Below are 17,261 nucleotides of genomic sequence, written 5' to 3' on the forward strand. Positions count from 1 at the left end.
TTTGGGCTATGGAAAATCTTGAAAAGGAATCTGCCGTCGCGCAGGAATATCTCGCACGCGTTGCGAAAGAAGCGGAAGCGAAGTTTGATGAGCATCTTCCGCCCGAAAATGAGACTCCGTGCCGTTTGCACGAGGCTATGCGCTATTCGATGTTTGCTGGCGGCAAGCGCCTGCGCCCCGCCCTGGTCAAGGCGACCTTTGACATGTTCGGTGGCAAGGGCGACAAGGTGTGGCTCGCGACATCTGCACTCGAGATGCTCCACACGTTCAGTCTTATCCACGACGACCTCCCTTGCATTGATAACGACGATTACCGCCGTGGCAAGCTTACGAACCACAAGAAGTTTGGCGAATCGACTGCCGTGATGGCGGGCGATGCCCTCTGCGTACTCGCCTTTGAACTGATGGGCCGTGCGGGCGATGCCCGTGCAATCGAGGTGCTTGCCCACCTGCTGGGTACCTACGGCATGATCGGTGGCGAGATGACCGATATCGAGTGCGAGGGCAAGACGGTTGACCTCGAGACGGTCGACTACATCCACTACCACAAGACGGCGGCCCTCATCGAGGCGGCTCTCCAGGTGGGCGCGATGCTCGCCGGTGCCGACGACAAGTCGATTACCGCCATCCGCAATTACGGGCGTTCCATCGGGCTTGCGTTCCAGATTGTGGACGACATCCTGGATATTGTCTCCACGACGGAGGAACTGGGCAAGGACGCCGGTTCCGATATCGAGAAGGGCAAGGCGACTTACCCCTCCATCGTCGGGCTCGAGAAATCCCGCGAACGCGCCCACGAACTCTACGAGGAATCGCTCAAGGCGCTTGAAGGCCTCGAGGGCGATACCTCCATACTCCGCTCTATTGCGGCATTCATCATTACCCGGGTCAAGTAATGGAACTTAAGGACGTAAAGTCTCCCCAGGACATTAAGCACTGTTCCGTCGAGGAACTGAACTGCCTTGCGAAGCAGGTGCGCGATACGATTATCGGGCAGGTTTCCAAGCACGGCGGTCACCTGGCTTCGAGCCTGGGGGTGGTGGAACTCACGCTTGCGCTGCACTACGTGTTCAACGCTCCCGAAGACAAGATTGTCTGGGACGTGGGTCACCAGGCGTACGTGCACAAGCTATTGACGGGCCGTTACGACCGGTTCGAGACGCTCCGCCAGCAGGGCGGCATCTCGGGCTTTTTGAAGCGTAACGAGAGCGAGTACGACTGCTTTGGCGCGGGTCATGCGACTACGTCTATTTCGGCAGCTCTCGGCTTTGCCGTAGCGCGCAACCATTTCAACCGCAAGAACAACGTGGTGGCTGTCATCGGTGACGGTTCCATGACCGGCGGTATGGCCTACGAGGCCCTGAACAACGCGGGCATCTCGAAGCAGAACATGACGATCATCCTGAACGACAACAGGATGAGCATCGCCCCGAACGTGGGCGGGTTCAGCAAGTACCTGAACCGCGTGATATCGGACCCGGTCTACAACAAGATGCGTTCCGACCTGGACCGCCTGATGAAGCGCCTGCCGGGCGTGCTCGGTAGCCGGTTCCGTGACCTGTTCTTGCAGGTGGAATCTGCCGCGAAGAATGCGGTGAAGCCGGGCGCCTTCTTCGAGGACCTGGGCATCCGCTACTTCGGCCCCATCGACGGTCACGACATCAACGAGCTTATCATGATTCTCGAGCGCGTGAAGTCGCAGCCCGGCCCGTGCATTGTGCACGTGCTTACCGAGAAGGGCCGCGGTCTCGATGCCGCCGAGAAGAACCCGACCAAGTTCCACGGTACGGGGCCGTTCGACCCCGAGAGCGGACTTCCGCTTTCTCCGGGCAGCCCGACCCCCTCGCTCACGAGCGTGTTCGGCAAGACGCTCCTGGAACTTGCGAAGAAGGACAACCGCATCATGGGCATTACTGCCGCGATGCCTACGGGCTGCGGCATGGACATTGTCGCGAAGGAACTGCCCGACCGCGTGATAGACGTGGGCATTGCGGAAGAGCATGCGGTGACGTTTGCCGCGGGCCTTGCCTGCGATGGCGTCGTGCCCGTGGTCGCAATCTACTCGAGCTTCATGCAGCGCGCCTACGACCAGATTATGCACGATATCGCGCTCCAGAACCTGCATGTGGTGCTGGTGCTCGACCGCGCTGGCCTTGTGGGTGCCGACGGCCCTACGCACCATGGTGCATACGACCTTTCGTTCCTGCGCACCGTGCCCGGGCTTACGCTCATGGCGCCCAGTAACGAGAACGAACTTAGGGATATGATAACTGCCTCCATCGACATGGAAGGCCCTGTCGCTATCCGCTATCCCCGCGGGACGGCTCTTGCCGAAACGCTCAATCCCCCTGCAGGCCCCTTCGACGCGAAACTCCCGAAGGTGCTCGAACAGGGTAAGGATATCCTGCTCCTCGGGGCAGGCTTCATGACAAACGAACTCAAGAAGACTGCGAAGGTCCTTAAAGAAAACGGCTACAATCCCACGCTTGTGGATGCACGAATCATAAAGCCGCTCGATACGGAAACCTACCGCAGCCTGTTCGAAACCCACAAGGTCATTGTCACTCTGGAAGACAATACCCTTATCGGCGGATATGGTTCCGCCGTGATGGAACTCATGGCCGATCTCGGAATTACGGACAAGAAGTTGTTCCGCTTCGGGCTGCCGGACCGTTTTGTGGAACAGGGCGAAATCCAGAACCTGTACAAACTCTTGAAAATAGACGGTGAATCCGTCGCCAAGCAATTGATGGAAAGACTATGAGCGAAGAAAACAAGCGCACAGTGAGATCGACTCTTACCCGCAAGTTCGGGGTGAGCGAGAAGAAGGACGAACGCCGCCCGCGCAAGGACGACGGTGAAGGCAAGAAGTTCGGTGACCGTCCTACCTTTGGTGGCCGTAGCGATGGTGAACGCGCCGGGTTCCGTTCGGACCGCCCGCGTGGCCTGCGTGAAGATGGCAGCAAGCGCGAGGAATTTGGCAGGCGTGGCGAAGGCGATGGACGTTTCGACCGTGAACGCCGCCCGCGCCGCTTTGGCGACCGCCCCTTCGGCCGTCGCGAAGGTGGACGTTTCGGGGACCGTTTTGGCAAGCGTGGCGACCGCCCGTTCCGCAGTTTTGACGGTGCGGAGAACGCTCCGGTTTACCGCCAGCGCCCCGAACAGAAGGAGACCGTTGTTGACGAGAATATCGACGAGGCCGCACTCGAAGCCCGCGCCGCCCAGGCAGAAACAGCTCCGGAAAGCGCCGGCAACCCGCCCTGGTTCCGCAAGCTCCTCGCCATCACGACCGAGAAGGGCCGTGAACGCGAAGGCCGATTCCTGGGCGAAGGCGTGCACGTTGTAGACGAACTTGTCACCAAGCACAGGGAAATCGTCATTGCCATCTACGTGGCCGAGGACTTCGAGAACGAAGCCCTCATCGAGAAGATTAACGATGCCGACATTACCATCCACGTGCTGGAAGCCGACAAGATGAAGCAGATTTCCTCCACGGTCACGACGCAGGGAATCATTGCGCATTGCCGCATAGCGAACACGAAGCCCGTTTACGAGGCGAGCCGCAGCGTGATTACGCTTGTCGACGCCGTGCAGGATCCGGGCAACCTCGGTACGCTCTTCCGCACGAGCCTCGGGTTCGGTTCCAACGGCATGGTGCTTGGCCGCGGTACGGTGAGCCCGTTCAACCCGAAGGTGGTGCGCGGTTCCTCGGGAACGTTCCTGCGCGTGCCCTTCGAGTTCGATATCGACCTCATCGACCATATCAACTTCCTGCGCAGCAAGGGCTACACGATTATCGCGACCGACCTGCACGCAAAGCAGACGCTCCGCGACATTCCCGCACGCAAGCTCCGCAAGATGGCATTCCTCGTGGGTAACGAGGGCGCGGGCACCAACCCGTACTTCATCGAGATTGCCGACGAGACGGTGAAGATCCCGATGAGCAGCGAGCTCGAATCCCTCAACGTTTCCGTGGCTCACGGCATCCTCAGTTACGAGGCCGCCCAGATCCAGGAGGAACTCAAGTAATGGCGAATTTCCATACACGTCTCGAGCAGCGTATTGCGCAGTGCGGCAACCCGGTGTGCCTCGGCATGGACCCGGTGCTCAAGCTTATCGACCCGTGCTGCCCGCAGGGTAGTGCCGAAGAGAAAATCAAGCGCTTCTATTCCGAAATTCTGGAAGAGGCGCTCCGGCGTGGCGTTACGCCCGCGGTGGTGAAGCCGAACAGCGCTTACTACGAATGCGTGAGCGTGCAGGCGATGCTTGTGCTGCAGCAGTTGATTGCCGACTACAGGAGTGCGGGCATTCCCGTGGTTCTCGACGCGAAGCGCGGCGATATCGGCAAGTCGAGTGCGGCATACGCGAACGCGGCCTACGATGTGTATGGTGCAGACGCGGTTACGGTTTCGCCCTGGATGGGGTCCGATTCCGTTGGCCCGTTCATCCGCGAGAATTCCGAGAACGGCGCGTACGTGCTGCTCCGTACGAGCAACAAGGGAGCGCACGATTTCCAGGACATGACCGTTGTCCGTAGCGATGACCCGCGCGACAATGCGCAGGCGTTCTACTCCGTTGCCGACAAGATTATGGAATGGGACGGCAGTCTCGGTTACCTGGGTGCGGTCGTGGGTGCGACTCACCCCGAGGAACTCGAGCAGATTACCGCCTACACGGTCGCGAAGAAGCACGAAATCCCGTTCCTGATTCCGGGCGTGTCTATCCCCGGTGTCCCCGGTGGGCAGGGTGGCGATGCGAAGACGGTACTTACCGCAATCGCGAACGGTGGCGGCAAGCGCAAGTTCCACGTGCTCAACAGTTCCAGCGGTCTCAACTTTGCATGGCAGCGTAGCGGCAAGCCCGAAAACTTCGCGGTCGACTGCATCGATGCGCTCGAAAAACTCGCCGAGGCCTGCAATTTTTAGAATGTGTAATGTGGAATGAGGGATGTGTAATGATTGATTTTCCATTTCACGCTTCACATTTCACATTGTTTAATCTCTGAGTATTTATGCGGTTCCTTGTTCCCATAGTTCTTGCGGTTGCGCTTATCGCGGTGGCCTTCAATTTTGCGAAGCCGCTCCCCGATAAGTTTACCGAGGATTCCTTCTTGCCGAAGGCGTCTTCGGTGAAGTATCTCGCGGCCGGGAATGATGCCTCCTTTGCGGGGCTCCTGTGGATCAAGGGACTCACCTCGTTGGGCGAGAGCTTCCTTTCGGGCAAGGAGTACAACCACCTGAGCCATGTGGCGAACCTCTGCACCGAACTCGATAGCCTGTTCTACACGCCTTATTACTTTGTCGGTAGCATTACCCCGATAGATACGCAGGACACTACGGACTTTATCGTGATGCGCCGTGCCCTCAGGAATTTCCCGGACCACTGGCGCCTTGCCGTTGGTTTTGCGCTCCGCCTGTCGAAGGGGCCGTACCCCGACCCGCATGCCGCTGCCGACGTGATGCGTCCGTACTTCGACAGTCCCGATACGACGATCCCGCAGCACATTCGCCTGATGTACCGCACGTTCGAGCTTGACGCCGAACAGACGGAGACTGCGCTCGAGATGATCATGAACGACGTGATGCAGCCCCGCTTCAAGAAGTTCCGCGAAAGCTTCTACAACAAGACGTTCCGCGTGCTGGGCTACAGGGGCATTGGTTCCAAGGCGGGTTCCGATTCTACGGTGTACAACGACGTGAAGAACACCATCGATGCTTTTGCCGATGGCAAGGTTCACCCGCGCTATGCATTCGCGCACCTGCTCTCGCTGAAGAAGGTCGAGAAGAAGGAAGAGGAAACTGCCGCAGTAGAACCCGCCGAAGAAAATGCAAAAGAAAAACCCGTGGACGGTGCCACGGGTAATGCAGCGGAAACTCCCGCCAATTAATTCTTATCGTGTTATTGCTATGCGGGTGCTGAACAGCATCTTGCCGTTGCTTGTCGCCTTCACGTAGTACGTGCCCTTCGATTTCGCGAGGCTCCTTACGGGTACGCTGCCCGACTTTGCGAAGGTGTTGTCGTACACGTTTTTCCCGCGCATGTCGAATACGGTCAGGCGCATGCTTGCGTTGTCCAGCACGAATTCCAGGTTGCCGTTCCTGTAGTTCACGCTCCCGAATCCTTCGGGTTTTGCCTTCCGGGCAATCGCCGTCGTTCCGCCGGATTCGCTCGAGCCCATGTTCCAGTCGCTCGGGACGCGTGCCGCGATTCCCCTGCCCGCCGTGCTCATGTAGACGACTCCGTAGGTATTCATGTCGCCCATCACGAACTCGCCGTTCGCGAGCCCGCCGTATTCGTGCCCGTCGTCGTTCACGCGGGTCCATGTCTTGCCTGCATCGTCGCTCCCGAATACGCCTACGGTTTCACCCACCTTGCCGAACGCATAAATCGCGGGGTAGCCGCCTGCAGTCTTAGGCTTCCCGTAGCCTACGGCCTCGCAGTAGCCTATGCCCTCTGCGGGTGTCCAGCTCTTGCCGCCGTCGGTGGAGTGGAGCAGCTTGCCTGTCACGGGGTCGCCGGTCTCGTTCCTTTCGGCGATAGGGAGCCAGAGGTCGCCTTCGTATCCCGGGATGGCGCGGAACTTCTTGTCGTTGCTCTTGCCGGGTTCGCTCACCTTCGTGAAAGTGCCGCCCTTGTCTTCGCTCCTGAAGAATTCTCCCGTTGTTCGGTTGTATGCATAGAACACGCTTGCGTTTTCGGGGTCGCCCACGACGAATGACGCGTTGTCGATTCCCGATACGGTTTCCCATCCGGAATTTACCTGGCGGTAAACGGTGGTGGTTCCGTTACCCGGTACCCAGACGATGGTGCTCCCGTCGGTAGAAATTGCGACCGTGCCTTCCTTGTAGTTCTTGTCGAGGCTCCCGTAGGTGGCTACGCTCCAGGTGCGCCCGGAATCCTTCGAGACCTGCACCGGGTCGATGGGCACGTCGTTGTACTGCCCTTCGTAGGCGCGGGTGGCGCTCACCTTCACGAGCGTTCCCGATTTCGGGGCGTAGGCGAGTGCCCACGTGGAACCGAGGGAGGTGTTGGTGCCCGAGACGGAGGTGAGGTGCCTGTGGGTGGGGAACTTCGAGATGTCCTCGTGCCTGAATCCGTCATAGTCGGCGATGACGGAAACTAGCGGGCCTCCGGGAATGCTTACCACCTCGTAGGGGACGGTCTCCTCGATGCCGTGTGCGTTGAAGTGCCATACCTGGCCCTGGACCGCCTCGTCGCTCGAATAGTAGTAGTTTGTCGTGGAATCGAACGTTCCCGCAGGTATCACTTCGTAGTCGTCCATGTTGTCGCAGCGGAAGATGCCGTTGCCGGAACTCACGAATACGCGCTTGGGGTTGAACGGGTCGATTGCCGCGCTGCCCGACCAGTGGATGGAACCTCCCTGCATCCAGCCGATTCCGTTCTCGTCCATCTGCTTGACGGTGGGGTAGTAGCCGCCTTCCATCCAGTAGTACTTGAAGCTTGCGACCCATGTCTTGCCGCCGTCCGTGGTGCGGAAGATGTTGGAACCCCACTGGTCGCTCCACTTGCCGTCTTCTCCGTCGGTGGCGATGTACCAGAACTGCGGGCCGCGGTAGCCTTCCGTGGTGACGACCATCTCGTTCGGGTCTTCCGGATTGATGGATATGCCGCCGTAGGGTGCAATGTAGGTGTAGTTTTCCATGTCGGCGTAGTCGGCGTTGTCGTATTCCGACGCGCCCGTGTTGCCGTCGTCGATGTAGTCTTCCGGCGATACGTCGGTCCAGGTGAGCGTCGCGATATCGCACTGCAGTACCGCACCGCGGCCGAACCCATCGTATATCATACCCCAGCCTTCGTCCCAGCCCATGGAATGCGGGCCCGCGCCGTCGGCGAACGTGACGGTGAGCGTGCCGCCGTCCTTCGAGACTACCGCGCGCTGCGGCATCAGGCGGACCTTCGCGCCACCCGCGGTTGTGCGGAGCGCGTCGGGAATCGGGAGCGGTTTCCATGTCTTGCCCGCGTCGGTCGAGGTGAACACGTTCTCGAACGTGGATTTTGCCGTGCTCCCTTCGCGCAGGAATCCGGCGTAGAGCGTGCTGGAACTGCCCGGCGCGAACTGCACGAAGCTGAACCCGGAGCCGTTCCAGGTGGTGTCGCTCCCGGCGGCCGCGGTCCAGGAATCTACGTGGCTCCAGGTGGAACCATTGTCGCTTGATTTCCAGAGCCCGGACCTTCTCGAGCCGTAGAACATGATGTCGGTATTGTTCGGGTCGATGGCGAGCGCTTCGCCGTTCCCGCGGCCCATGCCGTTGCCGTGAACGCCGAAATCCATCACCACGCCGCCCTTCGCGCCCGTGGAATCCCAGGTGTAGTGCACTTCCCAGCTCTTGCCGTAGTCCGTAGAACGCAGGAGGGCGCTGCGGGCGTTGCTGAAGTAGCTCGTGCCCGCCATCATGTACACCTTGCCTTCGTCCTTCGGGTCAACCGCGATGGCCTCGATCCCGAGCAGGCCGAGTTCGCTCACGTCGACCCAGTCCATCATGGATTCCCAGCGCTTGGTTTCCTCGTTCCAGCGGTATGCGCCGCCCACGTCGGTGCGCGCGTAGAACACGTTCTTTTCGACGGGCGAGGCGATAACGGCGCTTACGAACCCGCCGCCGCCCATGCTCACGTTGCTCCAGCTGAAATCGCCCTCGCCGGTCGCTGCGTGGACGGCGAGAAATGCACCCGCGATGGCGAGAAATGCGCCTGCAGGCCTGAAAAAGTTACCCATAATCACCTCACATAAACGGGACGGAATGCCCCGTAGTGAGGAATATATATTATGTCTCCTGGAACCGTATCGCCCGCGCGCGCCTGCACGAAAAAGCCGTTGTGCAGTTTTCTACGATACTAAACACCCCGAAATAAACATCCCGAGGGTCGCAATCATTCCCCGCAGCGCTTCGCGTTGTTCGGGAGCCCCATCAGTTCGAACGCGTTCTTGCAACGGAGCTTCAGGTCGGCCGCTTCGTCTGCCGGAGTGCTCTTGAGCTGCGAACGGAGATAGAGGATTGTCGCCGTCATGTACGGCACGTTACCTTGTATGGACTTCTTCTCGGCTTCACGGTAAAGCGAATCCGCTTCGCCCCTGCCCGAGACGTCTGCCATGCGGGCTGCGGTATAGGCATAAAAACCGCCCTTCTTGTCCGAGCGTTTCCCGACCATCTTCAGCGATTCGTCGGCGTCGTCAGACCTGCGGGATGCCGCCTGTGCAATGGCACATTCAGAAAAGAATGCCGCCTGCAGGGGCTTGTCGGCCTTCTTAATGGAATCGGCATCCGCCGAGGCGCACATCTTGGCGGTCTCGTCGAACTTTTCCTGCGCGTTTGCAAGCGCGGCCTTGCCCTGGAGGAGCATCAGGTTGGTGTTCTTGTCGAGAATTTCCTCGCGGACCTGTGCGAGCAGCGAGTCGGCGAACGCGAAGTCCAGGCTCATTGTGCGTATCTGGGCCATCGCCATGAGCACGCGTGCCTCGGAACGCAGGTCCGATTCCTTGCGGCTTGCAAGCAGCGCGCGTTCCAGCTGGCCGTAACTCTTCGCAATCTTGCCCGCGTCGAGCGAACGCTGGGCGCGGTACGAAAGCACACCCGATTCCGATGCGCTTGCGATGGTTGCGAGCGAGAGAAGTACCGCCATGCCGAACTTGCGCATTACCATAGCGTCTCCACCATGAAGGGCACGGAATCCTTGCTAGGCATGGACCTGCGGATAATCCACATGTTCGAGATGCCGGTCATCAGGTCGTCGGCGTTCTGCAAAGTCTGTTCGGTCGATTCCATGAAGTCCGAAAGTCCGGTGGTCACCTGGCCCACTTCCTTCAGGAGTCCGTCGACCTTGCCCATTGTCCCGTCGATCTTGCCCATCATGCCTTCCACGTTGCCCATCAGGTTGTCGACCTTGCCGGGCAGCGGCTTGAGTTCGGTCATCATGCCGGATACATCGTCCGTGATGCCGTCGACCTTGTGCAACAGGCCGGGCACATTGCTGTGGAGCGTGTCAAGAAGACTCGATGTCTTGAACAGGGCGTTCTTGCCGGCGAGGGTAATGTCGTTGAGCCGGTGTAGTTGTGTGTTCAGGTTGTCGTACAGTGCGCGCGACCCGAACAGGGCGCCTACTGTCGTTCCCGTATCCATCGCCATGGCGACAAGCGTGTCGGCTGCGTCGATAAGCAGGTTCACGCGCCCGAGCAGCTCGTTGGCCGTTTCAAGCACGGTCTCGATATCTTGTGCCCTTCCCGGAGGCAGGAAGTCGCCGTCCTCGAGGATGCGGCCCACGCCCTTGCGGGCTTCGATGGTCACCACGCGGGCCGAAATCAGGTTCTGGTCGCGGATGGCGTAAACTGTCGCGCTGTCGGTAATCCAGCTCTGGAACTGCTTGCGGAGGGTAAACTCCATGTACACGCCGTTGTCCTTGATTTCCATGTCTGAAATCTGGCCGACGTCGACACCGCTAATCTGGACGCGGGTACCGGGCCTGAGGCCGAGCGCCTTTTCAAAAGTGCTGTGCAGGTGGTATTCCTCCACGCCGATCATGCCGCTCGTGAACAGCTTGGTGTAGAGGACTAGTGCAAAAACCATGATAGCGACCGTAAAGAATACGCCTACCAGGAGGCCGGAAACCTCCATCCAGTTGATTTGCTTTACGGGTTTGAATTTCATGTCGATAAATATATAAATATTCGTTTACTGTGTATACGGTAAAATTTTTGTTTTGTATTTTGAGGAAAAAAAGAGGATTTTATGGATTTTTTTGAATTCCTGGACAATTCGGTCACCCCTTCGCATACGGTCGCGGGTCTGGTTTCCGCCTTTCGGGCGGCCGGGTTCCGCCTCTACGAACCCATGATGCCGGCAAGGATTGAACCCGGCAAGGGCTACTGCATTGTGCGGGATTCGTCGCTAGTTGCGGTCCGGACCCCCAGGAACGCGAACGGGTTTTCCGGATTCCGCATCGCGCTTGCCCATACGGATTTCCCGACCCTGAAGATTACTCCCTATCCCGACCGGGTTTCCTGTGGCGTGCAGACGCTCCACCCCGAAATATACGGCAGCCCGATTTTCACGAGCTGGCTGGACCGCGACCTGGGATACGCGGGCGTTCTCGCCTATGCGGAAGGCGGCGAGGTGCGACTCAAGACTTTTCGTGGCGACAAGCTGTTCCGCATACCGCAGTTGGCAGTCCACCTGAACCGCGGCGTGAACCAGGACGGCCTGAAGGTCAATCCCCAGACGGACCTTGATGCCCTGTGGAGCGTGGTTACGGGCGAAAAGTTCGAGGACACTCTGCGGGCGGAAATCCCGGAAGGCGCGAAGTTGCTCGACTTTGACGTGCAGCTGTTCGATGCGCAGAAGGCGGCCCGTGGCGGGTTCCACGACGAGTGGATTTATTCGGGAAGGCTCGACAACCTCTCGAGCTGCCACGCGATTGCCGAGGCGTTTATCGCTTCGGAACCGCTCGAAAACGACTTTGCCGTTGCCTGCTTCTTCAATAACGAGGAAGTCGGTTCCACGACCCGCGAAGGTGCAGGCGGGAACTTCCTGAAGAGCGTGCTGAGCGAGTTTCTGCAGTCGTCTTTCCGTGATGCGGACAAGGTCCCGAACTTTGATGCTGCCTTGGCGTCTAGCCTTGCGCTTTCTATCGACATGGCGCATGCGGTGCACCCGAACTTCCCACAGAAGCACGAACAGAACCATGCCCCGATTCTGGGTGGCGGAATCGTATTGAAGACAAATTCGCAAATGCGATACGCGAGCGACGTGGAAAGTTCTGCGCGCCTCAGGCTCCTGTGCGAACGCGCGGGAGTGGCGCTCCAGACCTTCGTGATGCGGAACGACATGCCGTGCGGTTCGACGGTGGGCCCCGCCGTTTCGGCGAGCCTCGGAATCCCGACGGTCGATATCGGCGAACCCATGCTCAGCATGCACAGCATCCGCGAGATGACTGCGGCGAAGGACCATGCCGATATGATCAGTCTTCTGAAGGAGTTCTACCGCGAAAAAGCTTGAAGCCTTCCTGATTATATTACATTTACTCCAAGGAGTTGATGTACGTATTTATGAAGGGTTTCATTAAATTTTTAAGGTCTATCGAGGTTCCGCAGGCGAGGTGGAACCGGGCTACGCTGGCCTTCTTGATATGGGGAAGCCTTTGCCTTTTGGCAAACCTGTTCTGCACGAACGCGAACGCCTTTGGCGGCGATCAGGGCTACTGGGCGGACTGGGTCAAGAAACTTGCCGAAGGCGGTTTCGAGAAGTTCAACGGCAACTATCCGCCGCTCTACGTTTTTTGGCTGTGGGTCGTGTCGAAGGTCTACGTGCTTTTCGATATCCCTATCGACAAGACGTTCATGCTCAAGTTCCTGTGCCTGTGGCCGGTATACTTTGCGCACCTTGCCCTTGTGGATATAGCAAGCAGGCTTGTCTCGAAAATAAAGCTTGAACCCGCGAAGGCGAATCTCGTGCTGGCGTTCGTGGCGCTCAACCCGGCGCTGTTGCTCGACGGCCCCATCTGGGGGCAGGTCGACATGTTCCCGTGCATATTCGGCATTGCCGCGCTCTACTGCGTCAATTTCAGGAGCAAGATGAAGTATGCGGCTCTGTTCTTTGCGCTTGCGCTCCTCGCGAAGTTCCAGATGATTCTCTTGCTGCCTATCTTCGGTGGCATATTCATCCGCAAGTACAAGATTTCTTGGCGCGGGCTCCCGGCGATGGCGGTTGCAATCGTGCTCGTGCTGTTGCCGTTCTTCATTGCGGGCAACCTTTCGGGCATGCTCTCGCGCGCATACGTGAACACCACGAGCCAGTACCCGTATGCGACATACAATGCGGCGAACCTCTGGATGCTTACGGTAGGGAACCTGAGCGCCGATGCTACGCCGTTCTTCAACCTGCCCAAGGAGGGAATCTGGTCCCTGCTTTCGCCGGCGTGGATTGGCAAGATTCTGTTCGTGATTGTCTCGCTTTATATTCTCAAGTGCTCGCTGTTCGCGCGGAACCTGCGCACGACTTTCAAGCTTGCGACTTTCAGCTCGTTCGCTTTCTTCTTGCTGTTGCCCGGCATGCATGAACGCTACCTGATATACGCGATTCCGTTTGCGTGCATGTGGCTCGTGCTCGACCTGCGCAAGTCCTGGTTCTGGGTGGCCTGCATTACGCTCCTTTGCGCGATGAACATCGAGATGGTCAACGGGCTCAAGGGTGGCGATCTCTGGCCCTGGATTTCTGCGTTCGGCGTGATTGTCTTTGCCGCCGCCTCGGTGCACGCGCTGTTCCCGAAGTTCTTCCCGCTGCTCGCGTATGCGATAAGCCGGCTGTCGCTCCCGCGGTTTACGCCCTACGTGGTTCTCGGGCTCATCCTTGTCGTGGAACTTTCCTGCGAGGTGCGCGAATCCCGGCCCATCGAGGTGGAACTCCTGCCGAACCAGATGTATCTCACCGACCTGAAGATAGACCGCTACACGCAGGAATACGGCTCTCCCCGCATCAACCGAAGCGTGGAAGGCAAGACCCTGATGGTGAAGAACCGCCAGTTTGAACACGGTATCGGCTCGCACGCATCGTCCAGCTTGCACTTCACGTTGCCCGCAAATGCGGAATATCTGGATTTCTATGTGGGCGTGGACGATGAAGTGTCCGGCGGCGGCTCGGTAAGGTTTATCGTGAAGTCCGACGAGGGCGAACTCTGGTCCAGCGGGCTTGTTCGCGGGAACAACGCCCCGGTGCCGGGCCGTGCGAAGGTTGCGGGCCTCGACCACATCGTGCTCGTTATCGATGCGGATGGCGACAACGCCTACGATCACGCGGATTGGCTCAGCCTGATTTTGACATTGAAGAAGTAGCATGGTTCGCGTCGACAAGATTCGCATCGGTTTCTGGCTAATCCTTGCCCTCGGCGTCTTCGCGCGGGTATTCCTGTTCGGCGACGTTCCGGGCGATATCAACCAGGACGAGGCCTTTGCGGGCTACAACGCCTTCACGCTCATGCACAGCGCGGCGGATTCCTACGGGTACCGCCTGCCGGTGTACCTCACGGCGTGGGGCTCCGGCATGAACGCACTCGAATCGTACCTGATGATTCCCTTTGTCGCTATCTTCGGGCTCAAGGTGTGGGTGATTCGCCTCCCGATGCTCGTCGTGGGCGTACTCTCGCTTGTCGCCGTCTACCACCTGGTAAGGCGCTTTTCTTCGGAGAGGCTTGCGCTGGCCGCCATGTTCCTTGTGGCGATTTCGCCCTGGCACATCATGCTTTCGCGCTGGGCGCTGGAATCGAATCTCGCCCCCGGGTTTGTACTGTTCGGGATTCTCTTCTTCGTGAAGGGGCTCGAGAAGCCCAAGTTGCTGGTGGCATCGGCGCTGAGCTTCGGGCTTTCGCTCTATGCGTACGCGACGGTATGGTCGGTGGTGCCGTTTATCGTTATTGCGTGTGTGGCCTACGCGCTCTGGGCACGCTCGCTCCGGCATACGCGCTACGTGTGGATTTCGCTCGGCGTGCTGGTGGCGCTTGCCTGCCCGCTGGTGCTTTTCCTGCTCGTGAACAAGGGCGTGATTCCTGAAATTAAACTGCCCTTCCTCAGCATCCCGAAGCTCGTGTACTTCCGCGACAGCGAGATTTCCTTTGCCCATATTCCGCGCAATCTTGCAAACCTGGCGAACATTCTCGTAAAGCAGAATGATTACCTCCCGTGGAATTCCTTCGGGCGTCACGGGCTCTACTACCCGGCGACGCTCGCGTTCTTCCTCGTGGGCTTTTGCGTGTTTGTCTGGAATGCTATCCAGGACATTCGCAGGCGCAGGCTCGGGCTTTCTACGTTTGTGCTGGTGTGGCTTTTTGCGGGTCTTGCCATCGGGGCGCTCATCCAGGTGAACGTGAACCGCGTGAATCTCCTCTTTTTGCCGCTCCTTATCGTTTCGGCGTTCGGGATTGTTTTTGCGTTTGAGCGTATCCACGTGCGTGCACTTGTGGTTCCGCTGTTCGCCTACCTCATTTGCTTCGCCACCTTCGAGAAGGAATACTTTACCACCTACCGCGACCGTATCGGAAACTACTTCTGCGAGGGCATCGAAGATGCGATGAACCTTGCACTCTCGAAATCGGCCGGCAAGAGTGTTGTCGTGGACCCGGACGTGAGTTACCCGCGAATCCTTTTTTACGGGAAGGTCCCGCTTGATTCGTACCTCTCGACGGTCAAGTACACGAATTTCCCGAGTGCGTTCCTGTACGTGCGCTCGTTTGACAAGTATATCTTTACCGACAGGATAATTCCCGAGCATAGGCAGGATTTTGTTTACCTGCTCGAAAACAGCGGGGCGCGCATGAAGACCCTGCAGGATTTGGGCTACAACGTGGAATGCTTCGGGAAGTATGTCGTGGGTTACTAAAAAAAGGAGGATAAAATGAATGGGTTACGGATTCGCTTGATTTGCCTGCTGGTAGGGTTCTTCCTGTCGGTTTGCTGCAATGCGGGTGTCATGATTGTCGTCGAGGAAAAACTTTACGAGGATTCGCAGGTGAAGGATGCTGTCGCGCTCTACGCGAAGGATATCGGGAATGCGCGGGGCGTGAATGTCGCGATAAAGACTTTCGCTTCGCCGAAGAACGGCGGGACTGCGGAGGCGCTCAAGGAGCTCCTGGTGAAAAACCGCGAGGGCTTGCGGGGCGCGATATTCGTGGGCGACCTGCCGCGTGCCCTGTTCGAGTTCCCGCAGTGGAATAACGACGGTTTCAGGTACCAGCGCTGGGCCTCGGATTTCTATTTCATGGATATGGACGGCGTGTGGCTCGATACGGCATCGGGCTGGTTCGGCATGACCGATGGCAAGATTACGGAAAGGATTGTTGATAGCCCGGTTTTCAGTATTGGTTCGAATTCCCCTGTTCCGGGCGTTGTGCCTGCGGATAGTTTTTCCGTGCGGTACGAAGGTTTTATCAAGTCGCCTAATACGGGACTCTGCTCGCTTGAGGTATATAGCGATAACGGACGCAGGATGTTCATTGGCGATACGCTAGTGGTTGACGCCTGGCTTCCGGATTGGAAACCCTATTACGGTGTGGTAAATCTGGTCAAGGATAGTTTGTATGCGTTCAAGTTGGAGTACGAGGAAGAATACGGCAGTGCCTATATGAGCCTGTACTGGAAATGGGAAGGTGGCTCATGGGAAAAGATTCCCGATAACGTCTGGTATCATGGTAATCCGGTGGAACCCGGACTGCATGCGACATACTACGGCAACATCGGCCTGAAGGATTCTGTCGAGCATCCGGGTGAACCTACGGGCTGGAAAAGCGGTGCCGGCAACGGCGTTTACGATGCGCATTATTCTGCCAGGCGTGATTCCGTTTCGGATTCGCTTGAAATCTGGGTGTCGCGCATAGACCCCAACACGGCAGGCCTGCTCGGTAGCCCGAAAGATTTGTTGCTGAAGTGGTTCGATAAGGTGCACGCCAGTTACGGGAAGAAGACGTTCTCGAACAAGGCGGCGTATTTCATGGTGCCGGGAACGGACCTGACGGTGGAATCCAACTACAAGTTTGTCCGCGGGCTGTCTGCACTCTACGGTGAAAGCGCTGTGGATATCATCGAGTCGGATTCGCTCAGGTATGTGCAGAGCATCGCGCAGGATTACGACTGGTCTATCTATGTGGGCCATAGCAACCATCTGGGGCTGGGCCTCGGGTTCAATGCGCGCGATGTGCGCTACCCGATGGATGTGGGCCCGAGAATCTTCCACTTCGCGTCGTGCGGCCCCCTGCTTGCCTATGACGATGTCTATGGCAATACGTACAGCGTTTCTGTCGCGTCTGCACACCTGTTCGGAACGCGCGGCGGCGGCCTCGTGAGTGTCGGTTCCACCAAGACGAGTGGCGATAACCAGCTGGACGACCTGATGTACGAATATGCTGCCGAAGGGGTGTGGATTGGCGAGGCGTTCCGTCGCTGGCTCAATGAACGTATCAAGCGCAACAGGTACTGGCCGCGCGAAAACATATACGACTGGTTCTATGGCGAATCGATGGTTGGCGACCCGATGCAGGTTTTCGGGACGCAGTCGACGGTGGCGTTCCCTCACAATAAGGTGTGGCGTGCTCCGCTCAAGAAGCAACGCTCCTACGACGCGTCAGGAAGGCTTGTCCAGGGTCGGTTCCCCGAATACAAGGTGCGGTTCTTCCGCTAACGATGCGAACCACCCTCCGGGGTGGTTTTTGCATGCCCAGTTTTGTATATTATAGTCGATTCCGGGGCGACCGCAGGGAGCGATAGA

Annotated in this window: 12 protein-coding genes; 9 read left to right on the plus strand and 3 right to left on the minus strand. The window is 58.3% G+C overall.

The genetic code is table 11. The annotated features are described in order from the left end of the window. The first annotated feature begins 8 nt into the window (after window positions 1-8). From CRO08_RS10355 to CRO08_RS10375, 5 genes are all read left to right on the plus strand, one after another. Window positions 9-896, plus strand: a complete 888-nt coding sequence (locus CRO08_RS10355; RefSeq protein ID WP_073114200.1) for a polyprenyl synthetase family protein — start codon at window positions 9-11, stop codon at window positions 894-896. Next, window positions 896-2,764, plus strand: a complete 1,869-nt coding sequence (gene dxs / locus CRO08_RS10360; RefSeq protein WP_097036131.1) for a 1-deoxy-D-xylulose-5-phosphate synthase — start codon at window positions 896-898, stop codon at window positions 2,762-2,764. The genes CRO08_RS10355 and dxs overlap by 1 nt, the downstream gene beginning before the upstream one ends. Then, window positions 2,761-4,029 (plus strand): RNA methyltransferase, encoded by a 1,269-nt coding sequence (locus tag CRO08_RS10365; protein ID WP_097036132.1) that lies wholly within the window; start codon window positions 2,761-2,763, stop codon window positions 4,027-4,029. The genes dxs and CRO08_RS10365 overlap by 4 nt, the downstream gene beginning before the upstream one ends. Beyond that, window positions 4,029-4,925 carry an orotidine-5'-phosphate decarboxylase gene (gene pyrF, locus CRO08_RS10370; protein WP_072807754.1) on the plus strand — a complete coding sequence of 299 codons (897 nt, stop codon included), beginning with the start codon at window positions 4,029-4,031 and terminating at the stop codon, window positions 4,923-4,925. The genes CRO08_RS10365 and pyrF overlap by 1 nt, the downstream gene beginning before the upstream one ends. 86 nt (window positions 4,926-5,011) lie before the next feature. Beyond that, the gene (locus CRO08_RS10375; protein WP_097036133.1) at window positions 5,012-5,887 is read left to right on the plus strand and encodes a hypothetical protein; all 876 of its coding nucleotides are present in this window, start codon (window positions 5,012-5,014) and stop codon (window positions 5,885-5,887) included. 3 nt (window positions 5,888-5,890) lie between these two features. Here CRO08_RS10375 and CRO08_RS10380 read toward each other — a convergent pair whose 3' ends face one another. The 3 genes from CRO08_RS10380 to CRO08_RS10390 form a co-directional block, all read right to left on the minus strand. After that, a complete protein-coding gene (locus tag CRO08_RS10380; RefSeq protein WP_097036134.1) occupies window positions 5,891-8,734 on the minus strand; it encodes a T9SS type A sorting domain-containing protein in 2,844 nt (947 codons plus the stop codon). Between the two features lie 155 nt (window positions 8,735-8,889). Beyond that, the gene (locus tag CRO08_RS10385) at window positions 8,890-9,660 is read right to left on the minus strand and encodes a hypothetical protein (RefSeq protein ID WP_141398325.1); all 771 of its coding nucleotides are present in this window, start codon (window positions 9,658-9,660) and stop codon (window positions 8,890-8,892) included. Further along, entirely contained in the window at window positions 9,654-10,661 is a 1,008-nt protein-coding gene (locus CRO08_RS10390; protein ID WP_097036136.1) for an MlaD family protein, read from the minus strand. Before CRO08_RS10390 ends, CRO08_RS10385 begins: the two co-directional genes overlap by 7 nt. A gap of 81 nt (window positions 10,662-10,742) precedes the next feature. Here CRO08_RS10390 and CRO08_RS10395 point away from each other — a divergent pair, with 81 nt between their 5' ends. Genes CRO08_RS10395 through CRO08_RS10410 form a run of 4 tightly spaced genes read left to right on the plus strand, consistent with a single transcriptional unit; the run spans window position 10,743 to window position 17,174 of the window. Continuing rightward, window positions 10,743-12,008 carry a M18 family aminopeptidase gene (locus CRO08_RS10395; RefSeq protein WP_097036137.1) on the plus strand — a complete coding sequence of 422 codons (1,266 nt, stop codon included), beginning with the start codon at window positions 10,743-10,745 and terminating at the stop codon, window positions 12,006-12,008. A 38-nt stretch (window positions 12,009-12,046) separates the two neighbouring features. Next, a complete protein-coding gene (locus tag CRO08_RS10400; protein ID WP_255252324.1) occupies window positions 12,047-13,840 on the plus strand; it encodes an NPCBM/NEW2 domain-containing protein in 1,794 nt (597 codons plus the stop codon). 1 nt (window position 13,841) lies between these two features. After that, a complete protein-coding gene (locus CRO08_RS10405) occupies window positions 13,842-15,380 on the plus strand; it encodes a glycosyltransferase family 39 protein (RefSeq protein WP_097036138.1) in 1,539 nt (512 codons plus the stop codon). A gap of 15 nt (window positions 15,381-15,395) precedes the next feature. Further along, window positions 15,396-17,174 (plus strand): PA14 domain-containing protein, encoded by a 1,779-nt coding sequence (locus CRO08_RS10410; RefSeq protein ID WP_097036139.1) that lies wholly within the window; start codon window positions 15,396-15,398, stop codon window positions 17,172-17,174. Window positions 17,175-17,261 lie beyond the last annotated feature (87 nt).

The organism is Fibrobacter sp. UWT3, from assembly GCF_900230125.1.
In the GTDB taxonomy this organism is placed as follows: domain Bacteria; phylum Fibrobacterota; class Fibrobacteria; order Fibrobacterales; family Fibrobacteraceae; genus Fibrobacter.